Annotated in this window: 20 protein-coding genes; 11 read left to right on the forward strand and 9 right to left on the reverse strand. The window is 72.9% G+C overall.

What is annotated here, in order from left to right; translation table 11 throughout:
* The first annotated feature begins 340 nt into the window (after positions 1 to 340).
* Both ACF1G2_RS27430 and ACF1G2_RS27435 read left to right on the forward strand, forming a co-directional pair.
* Positions 341 to 1,171: a hypothetical protein gene (locus ACF1G2_RS27430; RefSeq protein ID WP_391800848.1), complete on the forward strand. Its 831-nt coding sequence runs from the start codon at positions 341 to 343 to the stop codon at positions 1,169 to 1,171.
* Between the two features lie 103 nt (positions 1,172 to 1,274).
* Positions 1,275 to 1,943 (forward strand): TetR/AcrR family transcriptional regulator, encoded by a 669-nt coding sequence (locus tag ACF1G2_RS27435; RefSeq protein WP_391800849.1) that lies wholly within the window; start codon positions 1,275 to 1,277, stop codon positions 1,941 to 1,943.
* Here ACF1G2_RS27435 and ACF1G2_RS27440 read toward each other — a convergent pair.
* The gene (locus tag ACF1G2_RS27440; protein ID WP_391800850.1) at positions 1,894 to 2,754 is read right to left on the reverse strand and encodes a MaoC family dehydratase; all 861 of its coding nucleotides are present in this window, start codon (positions 2,752 to 2,754) and stop codon (positions 1,894 to 1,896) included. The genes ACF1G2_RS27435 and ACF1G2_RS27440 overlap by 50 nt on opposite strands.
* 86 nt (positions 2,755 to 2,840) lie before the next feature.
* On the opposite strand from ACF1G2_RS27440, the gene ACF1G2_RS27445 reads away from it, so the two are divergent.
* Positions 2,841 to 4,712, forward strand: coding sequence for an AMP-dependent synthetase/ligase (locus ACF1G2_RS27445; protein WP_391800851.1), 1,872 nt, complete (start codon positions 2,841 to 2,843; stop codon positions 4,710 to 4,712).
* Here ACF1G2_RS27445 and ACF1G2_RS27450 read toward each other — a convergent pair.
* Together ACF1G2_RS27450 and ACF1G2_RS27455 are read right to left on the reverse strand one after the other, a co-directional pair.
* Entirely contained in the window at positions 4,702 to 4,950 is a 249-nt protein-coding gene (locus ACF1G2_RS27450; protein WP_391800852.1) for an SCO4226 family nickel-binding protein, read from the reverse strand. The two genes, ACF1G2_RS27445 and ACF1G2_RS27450, sit on opposite strands and share 11 nt — an antisense overlap.
* Positions 4,951 to 4,993: 43 nt before the next feature.
* Positions 4,994 to 5,653, reverse strand: a complete 660-nt coding sequence (locus ACF1G2_RS27455) for a pyridoxal 5'-phosphate synthase (protein WP_391800853.1) — start codon at positions 5,651 to 5,653, stop codon at positions 4,994 to 4,996.
* Positions 5,654 to 5,674: 21 nt separating this feature from the next.
* Here ACF1G2_RS27455 and ACF1G2_RS27460 point away from each other — a divergent pair, with 21 nt between their 5' ends.
* Positions 5,675 to 6,445 carry a methyltransferase domain-containing protein gene (locus ACF1G2_RS27460; protein WP_391800854.1) on the forward strand — a complete coding sequence of 257 codons (771 nt, stop codon included), beginning with the start codon at positions 5,675 to 5,677 and terminating at the stop codon, positions 6,443 to 6,445.
* Here the strand turns inward: ACF1G2_RS27460 and ACF1G2_RS27465 are convergent.
* Together ACF1G2_RS27465 and ACF1G2_RS27470 are read right to left on the reverse strand one after the other, a co-directional pair.
* On the reverse strand, positions 6,423 to 7,685 hold the full coding sequence (locus ACF1G2_RS27465; protein ID WP_391800855.1) for an FAD-dependent monooxygenase: 1,263 nt from the start codon (positions 7,683 to 7,685) through the stop codon (positions 6,423 to 6,425). The two genes, ACF1G2_RS27460 and ACF1G2_RS27465, sit on opposite strands and share 23 nt — an antisense overlap.
* Before the next feature lie 121 nt (positions 7,686 to 7,806).
* A complete protein-coding gene (locus tag ACF1G2_RS27470; RefSeq protein WP_391800856.1) occupies positions 7,807 to 8,976 on the reverse strand; it encodes an acetyl-CoA acetyltransferase in 1,170 nt (389 codons plus the stop codon).
* Between the two features lie 33 nt (positions 8,977 to 9,009).
* Between ACF1G2_RS27470 and ACF1G2_RS27475 the strand changes: the two genes are divergently transcribed.
* The 3 genes from ACF1G2_RS27475 (at position 9,010) to ACF1G2_RS27485 (ending at position 11,111) form a co-directional block, all read left to right on the forward strand.
* Complete coding sequence (locus ACF1G2_RS27475) at positions 9,010 to 9,381, forward strand: iron chaperone (protein WP_391800857.1); 372 nt, start codon at positions 9,010 to 9,012, stop codon at positions 9,379 to 9,381.
* A gap of 93 nt (positions 9,382 to 9,474) precedes the next feature.
* Complete coding sequence (locus ACF1G2_RS27480) at positions 9,475 to 10,641, forward strand: acyl-CoA dehydrogenase family protein (RefSeq protein ID WP_391800858.1); 1,167 nt, start codon at positions 9,475 to 9,477, stop codon at positions 10,639 to 10,641.
* Positions 10,641 to 11,111, forward strand: coding sequence for a nitroreductase family deazaflavin-dependent oxidoreductase (locus tag ACF1G2_RS27485; protein WP_391800859.1), 471 nt, complete (start codon positions 10,641 to 10,643; stop codon positions 11,109 to 11,111). Before ACF1G2_RS27480 ends, ACF1G2_RS27485 begins: the two co-directional genes overlap by 1 nt.
* A 132-nt stretch (positions 11,112 to 11,243) precedes the next feature.
* On the opposite strand, the gene ACF1G2_RS27490 is transcribed toward ACF1G2_RS27485, so the two are convergent.
* On the reverse strand, positions 11,244 to 11,891 hold the full coding sequence (locus ACF1G2_RS27490; RefSeq protein WP_352187108.1) for a TetR family transcriptional regulator: 648 nt from the start codon (positions 11,889 to 11,891) through the stop codon (positions 11,244 to 11,246).
* Positions 11,892 to 12,140: 249 nt separating this feature from the next.
* Between ACF1G2_RS27490 and ACF1G2_RS27495 the strand changes: the two genes are divergently transcribed.
* The gene (locus tag ACF1G2_RS27495; RefSeq protein WP_391800860.1) at positions 12,141 to 13,010 is read left to right on the forward strand and encodes a VOC family protein; all 870 of its coding nucleotides are present in this window, start codon (positions 12,141 to 12,143) and stop codon (positions 13,008 to 13,010) included.
* 103 nt (positions 13,011 to 13,113) lie between these two features.
* On the forward strand, positions 13,114 to 15,504 hold the full coding sequence (locus ACF1G2_RS27500) for a PQQ-binding-like beta-propeller repeat protein (RefSeq protein WP_391800861.1): 2,391 nt from the start codon (positions 13,114 to 13,116) through the stop codon (positions 15,502 to 15,504).
* Positions 15,505 to 15,601: 97 nt separating this feature from the next.
* Here ACF1G2_RS27500 and ACF1G2_RS27505 read toward each other — a convergent pair whose 3' ends face one another.
* Positions 15,602 to 16,243, reverse strand: coding sequence for a hypothetical protein (locus ACF1G2_RS27505; protein WP_391800862.1), 642 nt, complete (start codon positions 16,241 to 16,243; stop codon positions 15,602 to 15,604).
* Positions 16,244 to 16,370: 127 nt separating this feature from the next.
* Between ACF1G2_RS27505 and ACF1G2_RS27510 the strand changes: the two genes are divergently transcribed.
* Positions 16,371 to 16,937: a hypothetical protein gene (locus ACF1G2_RS27510; RefSeq protein WP_391800863.1), complete on the forward strand. Its 567-nt coding sequence runs from the start codon at positions 16,371 to 16,373 to the stop codon at positions 16,935 to 16,937.
* Positions 16,938 to 17,007: 70 nt separating this feature from the next.
* On the forward strand, positions 17,008 to 17,505 hold the full coding sequence (locus tag ACF1G2_RS27515) for a hypothetical protein (protein WP_391800864.1): 498 nt from the start codon (positions 17,008 to 17,010) through the stop codon (positions 17,503 to 17,505).
* 10 nt (positions 17,506 to 17,515) lie between these two features.
* Here ACF1G2_RS27515 and ACF1G2_RS27520 read toward each other — a convergent pair whose 3' ends face one another.
* Both ACF1G2_RS27520 and ACF1G2_RS27525 read right to left on the reverse strand, forming a co-directional pair.
* Positions 17,516 to 18,286: an enoyl-CoA hydratase/isomerase family protein gene (locus tag ACF1G2_RS27520; RefSeq protein ID WP_391800865.1), complete on the reverse strand. Its 771-nt coding sequence runs from the start codon at positions 18,284 to 18,286 to the stop codon at positions 17,516 to 17,518.
* Complete coding sequence (locus ACF1G2_RS27525) at positions 18,283 to 18,708, reverse strand: Zn-ribbon domain-containing OB-fold protein (RefSeq protein WP_391800866.1); 426 nt, start codon at positions 18,706 to 18,708, stop codon at positions 18,283 to 18,285. The genes ACF1G2_RS27520 and ACF1G2_RS27525 overlap by 4 nt, the downstream gene beginning before the upstream one ends.
* Positions 18,709 to 18,723 lie beyond the last annotated feature (15 nt).

Below are 18,723 nucleotides of genomic sequence, written 5' to 3' on the forward strand. Positions count from 1 at the left end.
GGGGCATCTCGGCGTTCCGGGCATGCGCCGGGGCGCGTCATCTCGCGCTCCGGTGCCCTGCGTTTCCCAAGGAAAAGGAACGGGAGAGACCCCACCCGACCACCCCCCACCCCCTCAACTCCCGTCGCCACACGAACGGGTGACTTGGTTTCGGAAGGGTGTACCGGTGCGGTACGGTCTGCCGCAACAACGGCATATGCAACTCGGCCCTCGACAGGACGGCAATCCTGACCGAGGGCCTGACCGCTCAGGAAGAGAACGCTTCCCGATGGCTGATTCGCAGTCTAACGCTGCCCTGCCCCCGTCTCATGCGATCCCCGAAGGCGCGCCCCGCTCCGGTGTGATCCACGTCCGGCACCGCCACACCGATCGCTTCACCGTCGTCGGGAACCACCTCGCCCAGCACGAGGAGCTCTCCGCCGTGGCGATCGGCCTCGCCGTGTACATCCAGTCGCTGCCCGACGGGGTCTCGGTGACCGCGAAGGCACTCGCGCTGCGCTTCCGGGAAGGCGAGAAGACCATCCGCCGGGCGCTCAACGAGCTGGAGGCAGCCGGATACCTCGCCCGCCCCCGACTCCCGGTAGGCGGCGGCAAGTTCGCCACACGCACCTTCTCGTACGACAGGCCCGGCTGCGTACGCGCGCCGGAGCCCGACCCGGAGCCCGACCCCGACCCCGACTCCGACCCCGACCCGGAGCCCGACCCCGAGCCGGACCCCGACCCCGAGCCGGAGCCGGACCCTGCGCCGAAGCCCGTCCGCGAGAACTCGCGCCCACCATGGCCCGCGCGTCCCAGCACCCCCACCGGCCCCGCCGCCGACATCCTCGGCCGGCTACGGTGTGCCGACCCGCGTCTGATGCTCTCCACGCGGGACATCCACCGCCTCGCCCCGGCCGTCGACGTCTGGCTCGCCCGTGCCGCCACCCCCGACCAGATCACGCGGACCCTCACCGTGAACCTCCCGGAACGGGTCCCCATCCACCACCCGGCCCGTCTGCTGGAGTACCGCCTCGCCGCCCACCTGCCGCCACCGCTCCCGGCCGAAGCCCCTCCACCGCCCAGGCCCGCACCGCTGATCACCTGCGAGGGCTGCGAGCGCGCCTTCCGGAGTCACGATCAGGACGAACGCTGTTCCGACTGCCGTGCTCGGGCCGACCGGCCCGCCGCATGACCACCCTGCTCACCATCGGCGAACCCACGCGGAGAAGTTCGCCGGCGTGAAGACACCGTAGGCTCTCCCCCGGACAGGCGAGCAGGGTGGGAAGGCGGGCGGCGTGGGGGCCAGCAGGGTCAAGCGGATGCCGCGGGAAGTGCGGGAGCGGCAGATGATGGACGCCGCCGTGCAGACCTTCGGGCAGCGGGGGTATCAGGCCGCGTCCATGGACGAGATCGCCGAACTCGCCGGGGTCTCGAAGCCGCTGGTCTATCTGTATCTGAACTCCAAGGAAGAGCTCTTCACCGCCTGCATCCGGAGGGAGGCGGAGGCGCTGCTCGCCGCCGTCGCGGCCGGGGTCGACGCCCGGTTGCCGGCCGAGGAGCAGTTGTGGGCCGGGCTGCTGGCCTTCTTCACGCACACCGCCGAGCACCCCGACGGCTGGGCCGTGCTCAGCCGGCAGGCGCGGACCCAGGGGGAGCCCTTCGCGAGCGAGGCGGGGCGGATGCGGGGCGAGATCGTGGCGTATGTGGGGACGCTGATCGGGGCCGCCGCGGAGGCCACCCATCGCGAGACGCACCGGGATCCCGAGCTGGCCGAGCGGGATGTCGCCGGGCTCTCCCAGGCGCTCGTCGGGGCCGCGGAGTCGGTGGCCACGTGGGCCAACGAGACGCCCGGGATGACGGCCTGGGAGTCCGCGGCGACGCTGATGAACTTCTCCTGGGCCGGGCTCGGCAACCTCATGAAGAGCGAGCGCTGGTCTCCTCGGGCCGGTTCGGATCCACGATGAGGTGCAGGCGGTCGCCGGTCCTCAGCTGGACGCGGCCGCTGTCGTCGGTCGCGTAGGCCACGGTCGAGGGCAGGAGCAGGGGAGCCTTGAATTCGGCCTTCACGTAGGCCGGTTCGTTCTCGGCGTCCCGTTCCGCCAGGCAGCGCGCGAGCGTCCACATGCCGTGTGCGACCGTCCTCGGGAAGCCGAAGGCACGCGCGGTCAGCGGGTGGAGGTGGATCGGGTTGCGGTCGCCGGACACAGCCGCGTAGCGGCGGCCCAGGTTCCGGGGGAGGTGCCACTCGGCGGTGGTTGGCGTGGGCGGGAGCGGGTGTGCGTCGCGCGGCGGGGCCTTGGCGGTGGTGTCGTGGCGGGCCAGGTAGCCGCTCGCCGACTCCCAGACCAGTCGGCCGGCCAGCCGTGCCTCCGTCACCATCGTGACCTCGGTGCCCCGGTGGTGGGGCTTCGACTCCCGTGCGTACACCGTGAGCTCGGGGCTGTCGGCCGCCGTGAGCGGGGTGTGCCGGGTGATCGTGATCCAGGTGTGGACGAGCCCGAGCAGGGGGAGGGGGAAGTCCCGGCGGCTCATCAGCCGCATCGCCTGCGGGAAGCCGAGGACGTGGGGGTAGGTCAGGGGGAGCGGGCCGCCCGCGACGTGCCGGAAGCCGCAGAGGCGGGCGTACGCGGCGAGGCGGTCCTCGTCGACGCGCACCGGGCCGCGGGTGATCCGGACCGGGGGAGGCGGGACGTCCGGGCGGGCCCGGGTGAACGGGGCGCGGGCCACGGCGCCGGTCAGGGCCAGGAGGTCCGTCAGCGCGTCACGCGTCGTCATGGTCCAAACTCCTTGCCCGGTCTTGGATTTACTGAAAAGTAAGGTTACTCAAAGGTCAGTAGTCCGTAGCGACCGAGGAGCCGCACGTGCCCGACAACGAGCCGCAGCCGTACGTCACCGTCGTCGCCGGGAAGGTCCGCGAGGCCTCCGTGCCCCCGCTCGCGCCCCCGGTCCGGCGGGGCTCGCTCGCCGACATCCCCTACGACAACGCGCGCGCGGAGCCGGGCGCCGTCGCCTTCTCCCGCAAGCGCGCCGACGGCACCTGGGAGGACGTCACCGCCTCCGCGTTCGCCGCCGAAGTCCACTCCGTGGCCAAGGGGCTGATCGCCGCGGGCCTTCGGCCCGGGGACCGGCTCGCCCTGATGGCCCGTACCACCTACGCGTGGACCCTGCTCGACTTCGCGGCCTGGGCCGCCGGGCTGATCACCGTCCCGGTCTACCCCACCTCCTCGGCCTTCCAGACCCGCTGGATCCTCCAGGACTCCGGCGCGGCCGCCTGTGTCGTGGAGGACACCACCCAGGGCCGGCTGGTCTCCACCGAACGCCGCGGACTGCCCGGCCTCGCCCACCTCTGGGTCCTCGACTCCGGCGCCGTCGACCAGCTGCGCAAGGCCGGGGCGCACGTCCCCGACGAGGCCGTGACCGCCCGCCGCGGGCTGCTCACCCCCGAGACCTTCGCCACCCTCGTCTACACCTCGGGTACCACCGGCCGGCCGAAGGGCTGCGCGCTCACCCACGCCAACTTCTTCGCCGAGGTCGACAACGCCATCGCGTTTCTCCACCCCGTCTTCCGCGAGGTGAGCAGGGAGGTCCCGTCGACGCTGCTCTTCCTGCCGCTCGCGCACGTCTTCGGCCGGATGGTCGCGATCGGCTGCGTACGGGCCCGGGTGCGGCTCGGGCACGCCCCGTCCATCGAGGACGGCGACCTGCTCGCCGACCTGGCCGGCTTCCGGCCCACGTTCCTCCTCGCCATCCCGTACGTCCTGGAGAAGGTGTACGACTCGGCCCGGGCGACGGCGGAGCGGAGCGGCCGGGCCGGCTCCTTCGACCGCGCGGCCCGCGTCGCCCGCCGGTACGGGCACGAGGACGAACCCTCGCTGGGGCTGCGCGCGGCGCGGGCGCTGTACGACCCGCTGGTCTACCGGCGGATCCGGGACGCGCTCGGCGGCCGGGTCCGGCACGTGATCTGCGGCGGCTCGCGGCTGGCGACCCGGCTCTCGGAGTTCTCCTCGGGCGCGGGGATCGAGGTCTACGAGGGGTACGGCCTGACGGAGACCTGCGCCGCCGCGACGGTCACCCCGCCGCGCCGCCCGCGCACCGGGACCGTCGGCCGGCCGCTGCCCGGCACGGCGGTACGGATCGCCGACGACGGCGAGGTCTGGCTCAAGGGCGGTCATGTCTTCGCCGGCTACTGGGACTCCCAGCGCGGGGTCGCGCTGCCGTACACGGACGAGGGCTGGTTCCCGACGGGTGACCTGGGGGCGCTGGACGAGGACGGCTATCTGCGGATCACCGGCCGGAAGAAGGACATCCTGATCACCTCGGCGGGCAAGAACGTCGCCCCGGCCCCGCTGGAGGACTGGATCCGCGCCCACCCGCTGGTCGGCCAGTGCATGGTGCTGGGAGACGACCGCCCGTACGTCACCGCGCTGATCACTCTCGACCACGAGGGTCTCGTGCACTGGCGGCGGATGCGGAAGAAGGACCACATCGCGCTCTGGGAGTTCGCCCGCGAGGAGGAGCTCCTCGCGGTGCTCCAGCGTGCCGTGGACGACGCCAACCGGCTGGTGTCCCGGGCCGAGGCGGTCCGCGCGTTCCGCGCCCTGACCACCGAGTGGTCAGAGACCAGCGGCCATCTGACGCCCTCGCTCAAGCTGAGGCGGGGCGCGGTGCTGCGCGACTTCGCCCGCGAGATCGAGGAGATGTACGGGGGCGAGGGCGCGGCGGTCACACCATGAGGCTCACTTCGTGGATCTCGTCGGCGGCGTGGCCCGTGCGGGCGTGGATGCGCTGGACGGCGTCGGCCGAGGGCCCGTGGGACAGGCAGTAGACCGTGCCGGACTCCGGGTCGGCCCAGGCCTTCTCGAAGTGGACGCCCTCGTCCTTCTCGATCGCGAGGTCGGCGGCGTGCGCCTCCCTCAGCTCGTCTGCGGTGATCCCCACCATGTTCCGGTGGACATCCATGTACATACCCATGGTTCTCGCACCTCCTCCTCTCATGGTGCGCCCCGGTCGGCGGTCACGGCCAGAGCAGCTCGGTGACCCAGCCGCCGGCCTCGCGGCGGTAGCGCAGCCGGACGTGCCGCCGCCGCTCGTCGCCCTGGAAGAACTCGACCTCGTCCGCCTCCAGGACGTACAGCGTCCAGCTCTCGGCATGGGCGCCCGGCTCCGCCTCCGCCCGCTCCCAGGCGGCCTCGCTCACCCGGCGCAGCTCCTCCTGCGACTCCAGCACCTCGCTCTGCCTGCCCACCAGGGCCGAGGCCAGCGCCCCGGTGGTGCGGGCGTGCAGATCGGCGTACGCCTCGTCCCGCGGGGACGTGGAGACCCGGCCGCGGACCCGGACCTGGCGGGCCTGGCGCGGCCAGTAGAAGCCGAGCGCGGCCTCGGGCCGGGCGGCGAGCTGGCGGCCCTTCGCGCTCGTGGAGTGCGAGGCGAAGTGCCAGCCGCGCTCGTCGGCGCCGTGCAGCATGACCGTACGGACGTCGGGCCGGCCGGCCTCGTCCACGGTCGCGAGCGACATGGTGTGCGGCTCGACCTGCCCGGCGTCGGCCGCGGACACGAACCAGTCGCGGAAGAGGGGCAGGGGCTCGGCGGGCGCGGTCCCGGGGTCGAAGCCGGGCAGCTCGGTGTCCCAGACGCGCAACGAGCGGAGGGCGTGGTCGAAGCGGGAGTCGTTCATGGTGTCCATCATGATGGGGGCATGGCACGTTCCTTCGAGGACCTGATCGGTGAGGCCGAGGCGGCGCCCGTCGCGGGCTGGGACTTCTCCTGGCTCGACGGCCGGGCCACCGAGGAGCGCCCGTCCTGGGGATACCAGCGGATCCTGGCCGACCGCGTCGCCGGAGCCTCGGCCGCGCTGGACATCCAGACCGGCGGCGGCGAGGTACTGGCCGGTGCCCTGCGGACCGGTGCGGGGAAGCCCGCGGTGCTGGCGGCCACCGAGTCCTGGCCGCCGAACGTCGTGAAGGCCACCCGGCTCCTGCACCCGCTCGGCGTCGTGGTCGTCGCCGACCCGGACGAGCCGCCGCTGCCGTTCGCGGACGCGGCCTTCGACCTGGTCACGAGCCGTCATCCGGCGACCGTGTGGTGGACCGAGATCGCCCGGGTGCTGCGTCCCGGCGGGACGTACCTGGCCCAGCACGTCGGCCCCGCCTCGGTCTTCGAGCTGGTCGAGTTCTTCCTCGGGCCGCAGCCCGAGGAGGTGCGGCGGGGCCGTCACCCCGACGACGAGAGCGCGCAGGCGCGCGCCGCCGGCCTGGACGTGGTCGATCTGCGTCCGCAGTCGCTGCGGACGGAGTTCTTCGACATCGGCGCGGTCGTGTACTTCCTGCGCAAGGTGATCTGGATGGTGCCCGGCTTCACGGTGGAGGCGTACCGGGACCGGCTGCGGGAGCTGCACGAACGGATCGAGCGGGAGGGCCCGTTCGTCGCGCATTCGACCCGCTTCCTCATCGAGGCACGCAAGCCGTAGCGGGGGAGACCGGCGCGGTCTCGTACTCCTTCAGCGGGACCGCGTGGGCCGCGCGCTGGATGTCGTCGCGGATCTTCTTCGCGATCAGGTTCTTCCACGGGGTGCGGGGGAGCGTGCGGACCATCAGCATGCGCAGGGCGATCTTCCAGCGGGAGGAGACCGTCATCTCCTTCGCGAAGCCGGCCGCGAACCGCTGGTTCAGCTCCACGCCCGGCCGCATGACGCGCTCGTACTCCGCGAAGGCCGTGCGGTGGTCGCCGTGTGCGGCGGCGAGTTCGCCCGCGAGGACGTACGCGCCGGTGAGGGCGAGGCCGGTGCCCTGGCCCGAGGCGGGGGAGGCGCAGTGGGCGGCGTCGCCGAGGAGGACGACGCGGCCGCTCGACCAGCGGTCCATCTCGATGAGGGCGATGGCGTCGAAGTAGAAGTCGTCGGCTCCGGCCGCGTCCGCGATCAGCCGAGGGATCTCCCAGTCGTCACCCGCGAAGGCGTCGGCGAGCAGCCGCTTCTGGGCGTCCGGGTCCCGGTGGTCGTAGGAGAGCTCCCCGGGCGCGGCGAAGACGAAGCAGTTCTTCGCGGTGTGCGCCTGCTCGCCCGCCGTGCTGTAGACGGAGACCAGCTTGTCCGGGCGGGCGTGGTAGGTCTCCCAGCGGGTGAGGCCCAGCCGGTTCGGGCCGGTGAAGATCGAGATGTACGCGCCCAGGTACCGCCGGAAGCGCCGCTCGTCGCCGAAGACGAGGCGCCGGGTGTTCGAGTGCATGCCGTCCGCGCCGACCACCAGGTCGAAGCGGCGGCGCGCCCCGCTCTCGAAGGTGACGTCGACGCCGTCGCCGTCGTCGTGGAGGGCGGCGATCGAGTCGCCGAAGAGGTACTCGACGTCCTCGCGGGTCCGCTCGTACAGGATCCGGGCGAGGTCGCCGCGCATGATCTCGTCGTCCTGCTCGGCCCGGCCGCCGAAGATCTCCGCGGGCATCTGACCGACCGTGCGGCCCTTGGCGTCGACGTACGAACCGCCGGACATGTCCGTGGAGGCGGCGCGGATCTCGTCGAGGATCCCGAGCCGTCGGCAGACCTCGACGGCGGTGCCGCGGATGTCGACCTTGTAGCCGCCGGTGCGGAGTTCGGGGGCGCTTTCGACCACGGTCGGGGTGAAGCCGTGGCGGTGGAGCTGGAGGGCCAGGGCCGGTCCGGCGACGGAGGCGCCGGAGATGAGGACCGTCTTGTTCGCGGGCGTGTGCGTCATGGCGGGACTCCTCGTCGTGTGGGTGCGGGGCCTTGGCGGGCCCGCACCCATGACTATACGGATGTCCTACACGCTTGTCTATGACGAATGTATAGATCCGGGGCGGCGGTGCGACCCGGCCTCAGCCCCGGCCGAGCACCACCGTTCCCGACGAGCAGAACCAGCCCCCCGTCCCCGACGCCACCGCCAGCTCCGGCAGGCTCCCGTCCGGCCGGCGCACCTGGAGTCCCGGCGCCTCCCCGCGCAGCTGCCGTACCGCCTCCACCAGCAGGAACAGTCCCCGCATCCCCGGGTGGCAGGCCGAGAGCCCGCCGCCGTCCGTGTTCACCGGCAGCCGGTCCTTCTCCTCGACGAACGGGCCGCCCTCGCCCTTCGCGCAGAAGCCCAGGTCCTCCAGCGTCACCAGCGTCATGTACGTGAAGGCGTCGTAGATCTCCGCGAGATCGACGTCCTCCGGCCGCACCCCGGCCCGCTCGAACGCGAGCCGGCCGCTCACCGCGGCCGGGGAGACCGTGAAGTCCTCCCACTCCGACATCGTGGTGTGCGAGACGTGCTCGCCCGTGCCGAGGACCCACACCGGCGCCTTCGCCGTGTCCGGTACGTACTCCTCGGCGGCGAGCAGCACCGCGCAGCCGCCGTCGCTGCGGATGCAGCAGTGGAGCTTGGTGAACGGGTCGGCGATCATCGGGCCGCCGAGCACCTCGTCGACCGTGACGGGCTCGCGGAACATCGCCTCCGGGTTGAGCGCGGCGTTCGCCCGCGCCTGGACGGCGACCTCGGCGAGCTGCTCCAGGGTCGTCCCGTACTGGTGCATATGGCGGCGGGCCGCCATCGCGTACTTGGCGATCAGGGTGTGGCCGTAGGGGACCTCGAACTGCAAGGGCCCACGCGCCCCGAAGGAGAGGTTCGACGTGCGCCGCCGGGCCTTGATGTCGGCGCGGGCGGTCGAACCGTAGACGAGCAGGACGGCGTTGGCGTGGCCCGCGGCGATGGCGTCGGCCGCGTGGGCGGCCATGACCTCCCAGGTGGCGCCGCCCACGGCGGTCGAGTCCACCCAGCGGGGGCGCAGGCCCAGGTACTCGGCGACCTCGACCGGCGCGAGGGTGCCGAGCCCCGCCGAGGCGAGACCGTCGATCACCGAGCGGTCGAGTCCGCTGTCCGCGAGGGCGCGGCGCGCCGCCTGGGCGTGCAGAGTGTAGGGAGTGGCCTCGTCGACCCGGCCGCAGTCGGAGAGGGATATGCCGACGACGGCGACGCGGCGCCCGGCGCGGTTCCGTGAAGTGGTGGGCATGAATCTGACGGTACATCAGATAGGGAGAATCCGATGCCGAGGAGTACGGCCGAAGACGTCGACACCTACCTGGCCGAGATCGTGGAGCCGGACCGTCTGACGGCCCTCGTGCGCCTGCGCGAGCTCTGCCGCACCGAACTCCACGGCTTCGAGGAGGCCATGGCCTACGGCATGCCCGTCTACCGGCGGTCGGGCGGCGAGCCGGAGATCGCCTTCGCCTCGCAGAAGCAGTACATCTTCTTCTATCTGATGCGGCCGGACGTCCGGGAGGGCTTCGAGGAGCGGCTCGCGGACCAGGACATGGGCAAGGGGTGCCTGCGGTTCCGGCGCCCGGAGCGCGTCGACTTCACCCTCGTACGGGATCTGCTGCGCGCGACGGCGAAGGCGCCGGGCGACGTCTGCTGAGGGGCCCCGCCGAACATCGTGTCCCTCCAGGCTCTGGGTTTCTTCCTCCGGGCGCCCTAGCATGACGGGCCGTCAGATACGGAGGGGAGCTCCATGGACGCCGCCTTCACCGCGGAGCAGGACGAGATCCGCCGCACCTTGCGCGAACTGCTCGCCAAACGCTCCGGACCCGCCGAGGTCCGCGCCGCCGTCGCGACCCCCGAGGGGTACGACACCGACCTGTGGGGCCGGATGTCCGGCGCCCTGGGTCTGCCCGGGCTCGCCCTGCCCGAGGAGTACGGAGGCGTCGGCTGCGGCCCCGCCGAACTCGCCCTCGCCTGCGAGGAGACCGGCCGGGCGCTGGCCCCCTCCCCCCTCCTCGCCACCGCCCTGCTCGCCGCCCCGGCGATCCGCGCCCTCGGCACCGCGCGGCAGCGCGCCGAGCTGCTGCCGCGCATCGCCGACGGCTCCCTGGCCTGCGCACTCGCCGTCCCCGGCGCCTCACTGGCGCTCGCCCTCGGCCTGACGGGCGACAACCGGTCCTGGGTCGCGGGCGGCGGTCGGGCCGGCGGTGTCCAGGCGCGGGCCACGGACGAGGGATGGCAGCTGTACGGGGAGGTGACCCAGGTCCTCGACGGCCACAGCGCCGGGCTGCTCGTGGTGGCCGCCCATGCCGGCGGCTTCGCCCGGAGCCGGACCCTGCTCTTCCTCGTCCGCGGGGAGGCGGCCGGACTCGTTCGCACCCGGCAGCCGACCCTGGACGCGACCCGGTCCCAGGCGGCGATCCAACTCCGTGATGTGGAAGCCGAGTTGCTCGGCGAGGAGCCGGTCGACGTGCTCGGGACGCTGGCCGCGACCGGACGGTCGGCGGCCGCGGCGCTCGCGGCCGAGGCGATCGGCGCGGCCCAGGCCGCCCTGGACCGCACGGTCGAGTACGTCGGCTCCCGTGAGCAGTTCGGGCGGCCCGTCGGCTCCTTCCAGGCGATCAAGCACCGGATCGCCGACCTGTACGTCCAGGTGGAGGCGGCGCGCTCGCTCACCTACGGAGCCGCCCGCGAACCGGCGACGGGCGCGCTCGCACTCGCGGCGGCCCTGGAGGCGCTGCGGTCGGTCGCGGGCGAGACGATCCAGCTCCACGGCGGCATCGGCTTCACCTGGGAGCACGAGGCGCATCTGTACATCAAGCGGGCCACGGCCGACGAGCTGCTCTTCGGGCCCGCGCGCCGGCTGCGCGAGCGGGCGGCCCAGGCGACGGGCCTCTTCGGAGAGGTGGCGGCCTGATGCCCGTGGGGTTGCGTCTGATGCAGAAGGTGTCGTCCACGAGGACGTTCGCGAAGGTCGCCCCGCACTTCATCCCGGCCATGGACCGGGCCGTGCACCGGCTGACGCGCGGAAAGGTGCTGCTGAGCGCCCAGATGCTGCCCGGGGTGGTCCTGACGGCGAAGGGCGCCAGGTCGGGGCAGCCGCGTGTGACGCCCCTCGCGTGCATGCCGGAGCCCGCCGGTACCTGGCTCCTGATCGGGTCGAACTTCGGGCGCGACGGGCATCCGGCCTGGACGGCGAACCTGCTGAGACACCCGGACGCGGAGGTGAGCTGGCGCGGCGAGGTGATCCCGGTGCGGGCGGAGCTGCTGGCGGGGGAGGAGCGGGCGGAGGCGTGGCGTGCGGCGCTCGCCTTCTGGCCGCCGTACGCGACGTACCAGCAGCGGGTGGAGCGCGAGATCAGGCTCTTCCGCCTGACGAGGCGCTGAGGTCCCGGGGCGGAGGTCCCCGGGCGGCGGCGATCCCGGTCCCGCCCGTCGCCGGACAGGGAAACGCCGGCGGCGGTCTCGCGAAGGGGACCGCCGCCGGCGCGACAGGACGGACGGGAAACGGGCCCGGAGCTACTTCGTCGGCTTCTTGCCGGTGATGCCCAGGTGCACCAACAGCGCCAGGTTCGGCTTCAGTTCGGCCTGCTTCACACCCCAGGTCTGGAAGCCCTTCTGGTGGCCGGCCACCGAGGCCAGCATCGCCACCAGGGAGCCCGCCATCGCCGCGGGGCTGACGTCCTTGTCGACCTTGCCCTTCGACTGGAGCTCCTTCACGCTGTCCGTGAGGGAGTTGGTGACGGAGTTCAGGATCTTCATGCGGATCTTGTAGAACCGCTTGTCGCCCTCCGCGGCGCCGAGGTCCACGACCCGCAGGATCGCGTCGTGCTTGCGCCAGAAGTCCAGGAAGCCCTCGACCAGTTCCTCGGAGGTCTGCCAGCCGGCCTTGCCGACCCAGGAGCGGCCGGAGACCAGCTCGGTCAACGCGGCGCCCTCCTTGGCCATTTCCTCCGCGATCTCGAGGACGGCGCCCTCGACGTCGGGGAAGTACTGGTAGAACGTCGCGGGTGAAGTGCCCGCCTTCCGGGCCACGTCGATGACCTTGACGTCCCGGTACGGCGAGGAGCTGAGCATCTCGCTGAGGCAGTCGAGCAGCTTCTGCCGCGTCGCCTGGCCGCGTCGTCCGGCCACGCGGCCGTCGACGGTACGTACTTGTCCTGTCATGCCGTCAGCTTACCGAGGGGTGATCGGCGCGCGATTCGGCCGACTGCAAATGGGGTGCACCCCCGTCCACCCCTCCCCGCCGAGGTCGGGAGCGGCGGAAGGATCAGCTCCATTCGAAAAGGCTTATTAACAGCCTGTGGACAACTTCGGTGGACAACTCAGGGGCCGCCGGGTTCGCCGCCTCCCTATATGGCGGTATGTTCGATTATGGGGCGTGCGAGGCGGGTGCCCCCGGCCTAGCGTGGAGCCATGGCCGTATTCACAGAGGGCACCCCGTGCTGGGTGGAGGCGCAGCTCCCCGACCTCGAGGCGGGCAAGCGGTTCTACGGCGAGCTCTTCGGCTGGACCTTCGACCCCGACCGCGACGAGGCCCTCAGCGAAGGCAGGCGCGTCGCCGGACTCGTACCGAAGCGGGACGGCAGGATGCCCACCACCTGGACCGTCTTCCTTGCCACCGAGAACGCGGGCACGCTCGCGGCCCGGATCAAGGCGGCCGGCGGCCAGATGATCATGGAGCCGTACCCGGTGGGTCCCTTCGGAGTCCTTGCGCTCGCCGCCGACCCCGGCGGCGCCGTCTTCGGGCTCCGGCAGGCCGGTGACGACGAAGGCTTCGAGAAGACGATGCTCCCCGGCTCCTTCTGCTGGATGGAGGTCTATACGAGGGAGCCGGGCGCGGTCGACACCTTCTACGCCTCCGTCTTCGGCTACCTCGGCCGCCAGGTGGACGCGGACGAGGAGGGCAGGGAGGGCGGCTTCGACTACCGCGTCTGGTCCCCGCCCGGCTCCCGCCCCGGGGACGACACCGCCTTCGGCGGCCGGGCCGTCCTCACGGAGGCGTTCCCCGCCGAGATGCCGGGACATGTCCTCCTCTACTTCGCCGTGGCGGACTGCGACGCGGCCTGCGCGACCGCCGTCGAGCTCGGCGGCCGGGTCACCAACCCGCCCTTCGACACCCCGCACGGCCGCATCGCCGTCCTCCGCGACAACCAGGGCGCCCGCTTCGCGATCCTCGCGGAGCCCTCGCCCGAACCCGCGAACGGGCCGCCGACCCGTTCGGGGGACGACGAATCCGCCGAATCGGCTGAAAGTGCTACCTCCGCGTCCGACGATATGCACTGAGACACCCCGATCCGCCCCCGGGTTCGCAACCGTCGCCCCGGACAGGAAGAATCAGGGCCACGGGGCCGTATTCTCATGGCCCGTACGGGGAGGTGGCAGGCAAGTGGAGCAGCTGACGCAGCACGACCCGAGACGGATCGGGCCCTTCGAGGTGCTGGGACGGCTCGGTGCCGGCGGCATGGGTCTCGTCTATCTCGCGCGCTCGGCGTCGGGGCGGCGTGTGGCGATCAAGACCGTGCGGACCGAGCTCGCCGAGGACCAGCTGTTCCGCGTCCGTTTCACCCGTGAGGTCGAGGCCGCGCGGGCCGTCTCCGGCTTCTACACGGCCGCCGTCGTCGATGCCGACCCCCGGGCCGCCGTGCCGTGGCTCGCCACCGCCTACGTCCCCGCTCCCTCCCTCGAAGAGATAGTGAACGAGTGCGGGCCGCTGCCGGCCCAGGCCGTGCGCTGGCTGGCCGCCGGGGTCGCCGAGGCCCTGCAGTCCATCCACGGCGCGGGCCTGGTCCACCGCGACCTGAAGCCGTCCAACGTCCTCGTCGTCGAGGACGGCCCCCGGGTGATCGACTTCGGTATCGCCTCCGGGGTCTCCAACACCCGGCTGACCATGACCAACGTCGCCGTCGGCACGCCCGCGTACATGTCGCCCGAGCAGGCCCGCGACTCGCGCAGCGTCACCGGCGCCAGCGACGTCTTCTCGCTGGGCTCGATGCTGGTCTTCGCCGCCACCGGCCACGCCCCCTTCCACGGTGCCAACCCCGTCGAGACGGTGTTCATGCTGCTCAGGGAGGGCCCGGACCTGGAAGGGCTTCCCGACGAGCTGCGTCCGCTGATCGACTCCTGTATGCAGATGGACGTCTCGCGCCGTCCCTCCCCGGCCGACCTGCAGGCCCAGCTCGCGCCCCATCTCTTCGGCCCGGGCAGTGACGACAGCGGTACGGCGTCGGCGTGGCTGCCGCAGTCAGCGACCGCCATGATCGAGACGCGCCGCGGCGGCCGTCCGAGCACCCCGCCGCCCCCGGCCGCCCCGCCCGCGCCGCCGCGACCGCCCCGCCAGGCGCCGGAGTGGGGCGCCGACCCGCGCCCCGGCGCCGACCCGCGCCCCGGCGGCGGGCGGCACGCCGCCCCGGCCGAGTCCTCCGGTCCCGTACGGCTGGCCGGAGCCGCCGTCCCGATCGGCCCCGGCCCCCGGGTCGCCGACACCCGCGCCGCGATCGGCCAGGTCTCGGACACCGCCACCGGCTGGATCCGCCCGCCCGGCGGCGGTGCGAACGGCGCCGAGCCCGGCCCGCCGCCGGGCGCCCGCCCGCTCCCCGTACCGGCACCGGCGGCGGAGGCGGCGCCCGAGCCCGCGCACTGGCGGCCCTGGCGCTTCCGGATGTCGAACGACGTCTGGGGCACCCCGGTCGTCGCCGGCGACCTGCTCTACGTGACCTCCTTCGAGGTGCACGCCCTGGACGTGGCCAGTGGCCGCCGCCAGTTCAAGACGCGGGACGTCGCCTGGTCGATGGCGGTGGCCCAGGGCCGTATCCACGCCTCCGACGGACCGACGCTCTACGCGCTCGACGCGACCGACGGCAGCGAGCGCTGGCGGCTCCAGACGGACGCCTGGGTGTACTCGCTCAAGGTCGACCGGGGCACGGTCGTCACCGGCACCCGGGGCGGCGGCGTCCAGGGCTGGGAGGCCTCCAACGGCGCCAAGCTGTGGGAGATCACCGGCGCGCAGACGGACTTCGAGACCCCGGAGGCGGGGCCCGCCGTGCACGGCGACACGGTGTACGTGTGGCGCGAGGCCCGGCTCCAGGCGCTGGACGCACGTACGGGCGCGGAGCGCTGGTCGTACCCGGTCGGCGACGCCGCCTCGTGCGGCAACGTGCCGGTGCGGGTGACTCCGGCGGAGGACGGCTGCGTGTACGTCGCCGCCGGGACGCGGGTCCTCTCGATCGACATCGCGGGCGGGCGCGTCCGCTGGCACTTCGAGGCGCCCGCCGTCTTCCTCTCGCCGCCGGCCTTCGCGCCCGGTCCCGCCGTCACGGGCGGCGGGGTCTACCTCGCCGACTACCTCGGGACGGTGTACGCGCTGGACGCGACCACCGGCCAGGACCGCTGGCGGATCGCGACCGAGTCGCGCCAGTCGCCCGAGCCGGTCCTGGTCGTCGACGGCAACGTCCACGTGGGCAGCGGCAGCGCGCTGTACACGCTCGACGCCGTCACCGGCACGCCGAAGTGGCGGTTCGCGGCGGGCGGCGAGCTGACCGGTACGCCGGTCGTCGCCGACGGCCGGGTGCACTTCGGCTCGGCGGACCACGTCCTGTACACGCTGGACGCGACGGGCGGCCAGCTGCGCTGGAAGCTCGCGACCGGCGGCGAGATCACCGGCTCGCCGGTGGCGCGGGGCGGGGTCGTGTACGCGTGCAGCAAGGACCGGTGCGTGTACGCGCTGGACGCGGTGAAGGGCACGGCGACCGGCCGCGGGGCGGCGGCACCCAGGACCTGAGCCCGCGAGGCCTGAGCACGCGAGGCCTGAGCCCGCTCCCCCGGCCCGCGGGCCGGGGCGTCGCGGGTCGGGGGAGTGCCGGGTCGGGGCGTCAGCGTCAGGCGCGGTGGCTGGGCGGCGGCTGCTGCCCCGGGTCCTGGTCCCAGGGCGGGACGTCCATGGTCCGGGTGGGCGCGCCGTAGGGGTCGTCCGGCATCGGGTGGCCGGGCTGCGTCGGCTGGTCGGGACCCACGGGCCCGCCGGGCGGCATGTGATCCGTCGGCTGCTGCCATGGTTCCGTGTGGCGTCCGGGCTCCGGCCCGCCGAGGGGCAGGCTCCGACTGGGGGCCCGGCGGCCGGACATGACGAGGGCCGCCAGGAGGAGCAGGACCCCGCCGCCGAGGGCGTTCGCGACGCCGTCGCCGAGCCCCGTACCGTCGGCGGTGATCGTCAGGCCGCCCTCGGCCTGGCCGACGCGGACCATCCACAGGATGGTGAAGCCCAGCACGGTCAGCCCGGCGAGCGCCACGAGCAGGCGGGAGCGGAAGACCACGCCGACGAGGGTGACCACGGCCGCGAAGGCGAACGGCAGCAGGATCGAACCGATCACGTCCGCCTTGGCGTCGGTGATGCCGCCGAACAGGTCCTGGATGCGGTATTCGCTGCCGTGACGGCCGTCGTACCAGGCACGGAAGGGGCTCCAGACGGCGGCCGTCGCTCCGGCGAGGGCCAGAACCGAGCCGATGACGTTACGAACCATCGATCGGCCTCCTCACGGTCCGGCTCTCGCTGTCGACGCTACGCCGGGTGCGGGGGCCCCGCCACGCGGCGCTAGGGTGGCCCGCACAAGACAGGGACACGACAGAAATGCGGAAGGGCGGGGCGCGGTGAGGGCAGGGCGACGACTGCGGTTCTCGGCGGTGCTCGTGGTGGTCGTGCTGGCGCTGACCGGCTTCCAGACGGGCAAGAGCAGCGGCGGCAGCGGCGGCAAGAGCCGTGGCAGTTCGAGCGGCGGCGGCTGCTCCAGCTCCAAGAAGAAGAACAACGACTACGACTACGACCACGACCTGAGCAGCGGTGACAGCAGCGGCTCCGGCGGCTCCGATGCCTACCCGACCGACTCCGCGCCGTCCCCGACGGTCACCTCGTCCGCCGTTCCGGCGGAGGTGACGGTGGTGGATTGTGTGAAGTTCGCGCAGAAGAAGCGCAAAGGCCGGCCGGCCCGGAAGGCGGACACCACCGCCAGTGTCCGGATCACCTCGCGGGCCTCGGTGACGGAGACCTTCCGCGTTGAGCTGGAGTTCCAGGACGCGGGCGGCATGAAGCGGGACGAGGCGTCCGAGGACGTCACCGTGGGGCCGGGGGAGAGCAAGGTCTTCGACATCGCGATGGAGTCGCCGAGCGCGGTCGACCGGGTCCGGACGTGTGAAATCGCGGGCCTCTCCGTCCAGTAGGGTGACGTGCGCCCGTCAAGGCGGGCGCATCCGCTCATTCGCACATCGCACATTCAACGGGGGTTGAAGCGTGAAGCTTCGTCATGTCCGTGCCATCGCCGTCTTCGGTATCGCTCTGGTCGCGCTCACCGGCGCCCGCGGCTCCCACGGCGGCAGCTGCTCCGGCGGCGGCTCCAGCAGCTCGGGAAGCAACAGCAGCTCCAGCGGCGGCTCCGACAGCAACAGCTCCAGCAGCGGTGGCGTGACCACCGGCGGCGTCGGGGGCTCGTCGCGGGACAAGGCACAGCGCGACGTCCGCATCGACGAGTGCAAGCTCAGCGACGACCGCAAGAACCTGGTCGCCAAGGTGACGATCACCAACAGCGACTCCTCGGCGTACCTCTACGACGTCTCCCTGCAGTTCAAGGGCGACCCGAGCGCCAGCATCGCGATGGCCAAGGTCGACGACGTCCGCGTCGAGGGCGGCGCCTCGGCGCCGGCCGAGGCGACGACCCCGTACACCGGCACCGGTGACGGCTCCGAGTACACCCAGTGCGTCGTCGTCGACGCCGACCGCACCATCGGCTGACGTATCCCCGCTAGCGCGTCCGGAAGCCCGCCGCCCTCCTCGTGAACAGCTCCGCCTGGCGCTCCGGCGGCAGGTTCCCCAGCGTGACGAGGTGCGGCGCGTGGGCGAGGGCCTGGGCGCGGGCGGCCTCCTTGGCCGACCACAGGGCGCGGACCGTGCCCTGGACCGCCTCGGTCGGGTACGCCGCGATGACTGCGGCGGCCCGGCGGGCGGCGTCCAGCGCCCCGCCGGGCTCCGTCAGCTCCGAGACGAGCCCCGTCTCGTACGCCCGGCGGGCCGAGATCCGCTCGGCCGTGCCCATCAGGGCCATCCGAGCGACCTCCCCGAACGGCATCTTCTGCGCCATGTGGATGGTCTCGAAGGCGCTGACCATCCCGTAGGCGGTGTGCGGGTCGAAGAAGGTCGCGTCCTCCCCGGCGACGAGGAACTCCGCCTCGCCGAGCAGGTAGAACGCCCCGCCGCAGGCCATACCCTCCACGGCGGCGACCACCGGCTTCCACAGGTCGTTGGCCTTGGGCCCGACGGCGACGAGCGGATCGTCGATCGTGTACGGGGACGAGGGCTGGGGGACCTCGGCCGAGCGGTCGATGCCGGTGCAGAAGGCCCGGGTGCCCGCGCCGGTGACGACGACCGCCCGCACCTCGTCCTCGTACCTGAACTCCCGCCAGGTGTCGGCCAGTCGGCGCGCCATGTCCAGGGTGATGGCGTTGTGCTTCTCGGCCCGGTCGAGGGTGACGACCGCGACGCCCGTCTCCTTGTCGCGTACGACGGTGAGGGTCATCCGCGCTCCAGGAGCCAGCGGGGCACTGCCATGCCGTCGATCTGGGTGAACGCGACCCGCACGCCCGCCCCGATCCGGAGCCGGGCCGGGTCGACCGAGTCGAGCGCCGCGCCGGGGGTGGCGACGACGTTGCCGACGAGCCGGATGCGCGGGGCGTCGACGAGCTCGACCACCACGGCGTTGTACGGGGCCTGGGCGGCGTAGTCGGGCAGGAGCGGCGGGTGGGGCAGGACGTACGACCAGATCCGGCCGCGTCCCGACATCAGCCGCCACTCCGCGGCGAAGGACTGGCAGTGCGGGCAGCAGGGCCGGGGCGGGAAGCGCAGCTCGCCGCAGTCGGCGCAGCCCTGGATCCTCAGTTCGCCCCGGGCGGCGTACTCCCAGAAGGGGGCGCCGTCCTCGTCCACGACAGGCGTCAGCATGGTGGGACTCAACTC

It is taken from the genome of Streptomyces sp. NPDC013457, from assembly GCF_043089925.1.
GTDB lineage: Bacteria > Actinomycetota > Actinomycetes > Streptomycetales > Streptomycetaceae > Streptomyces.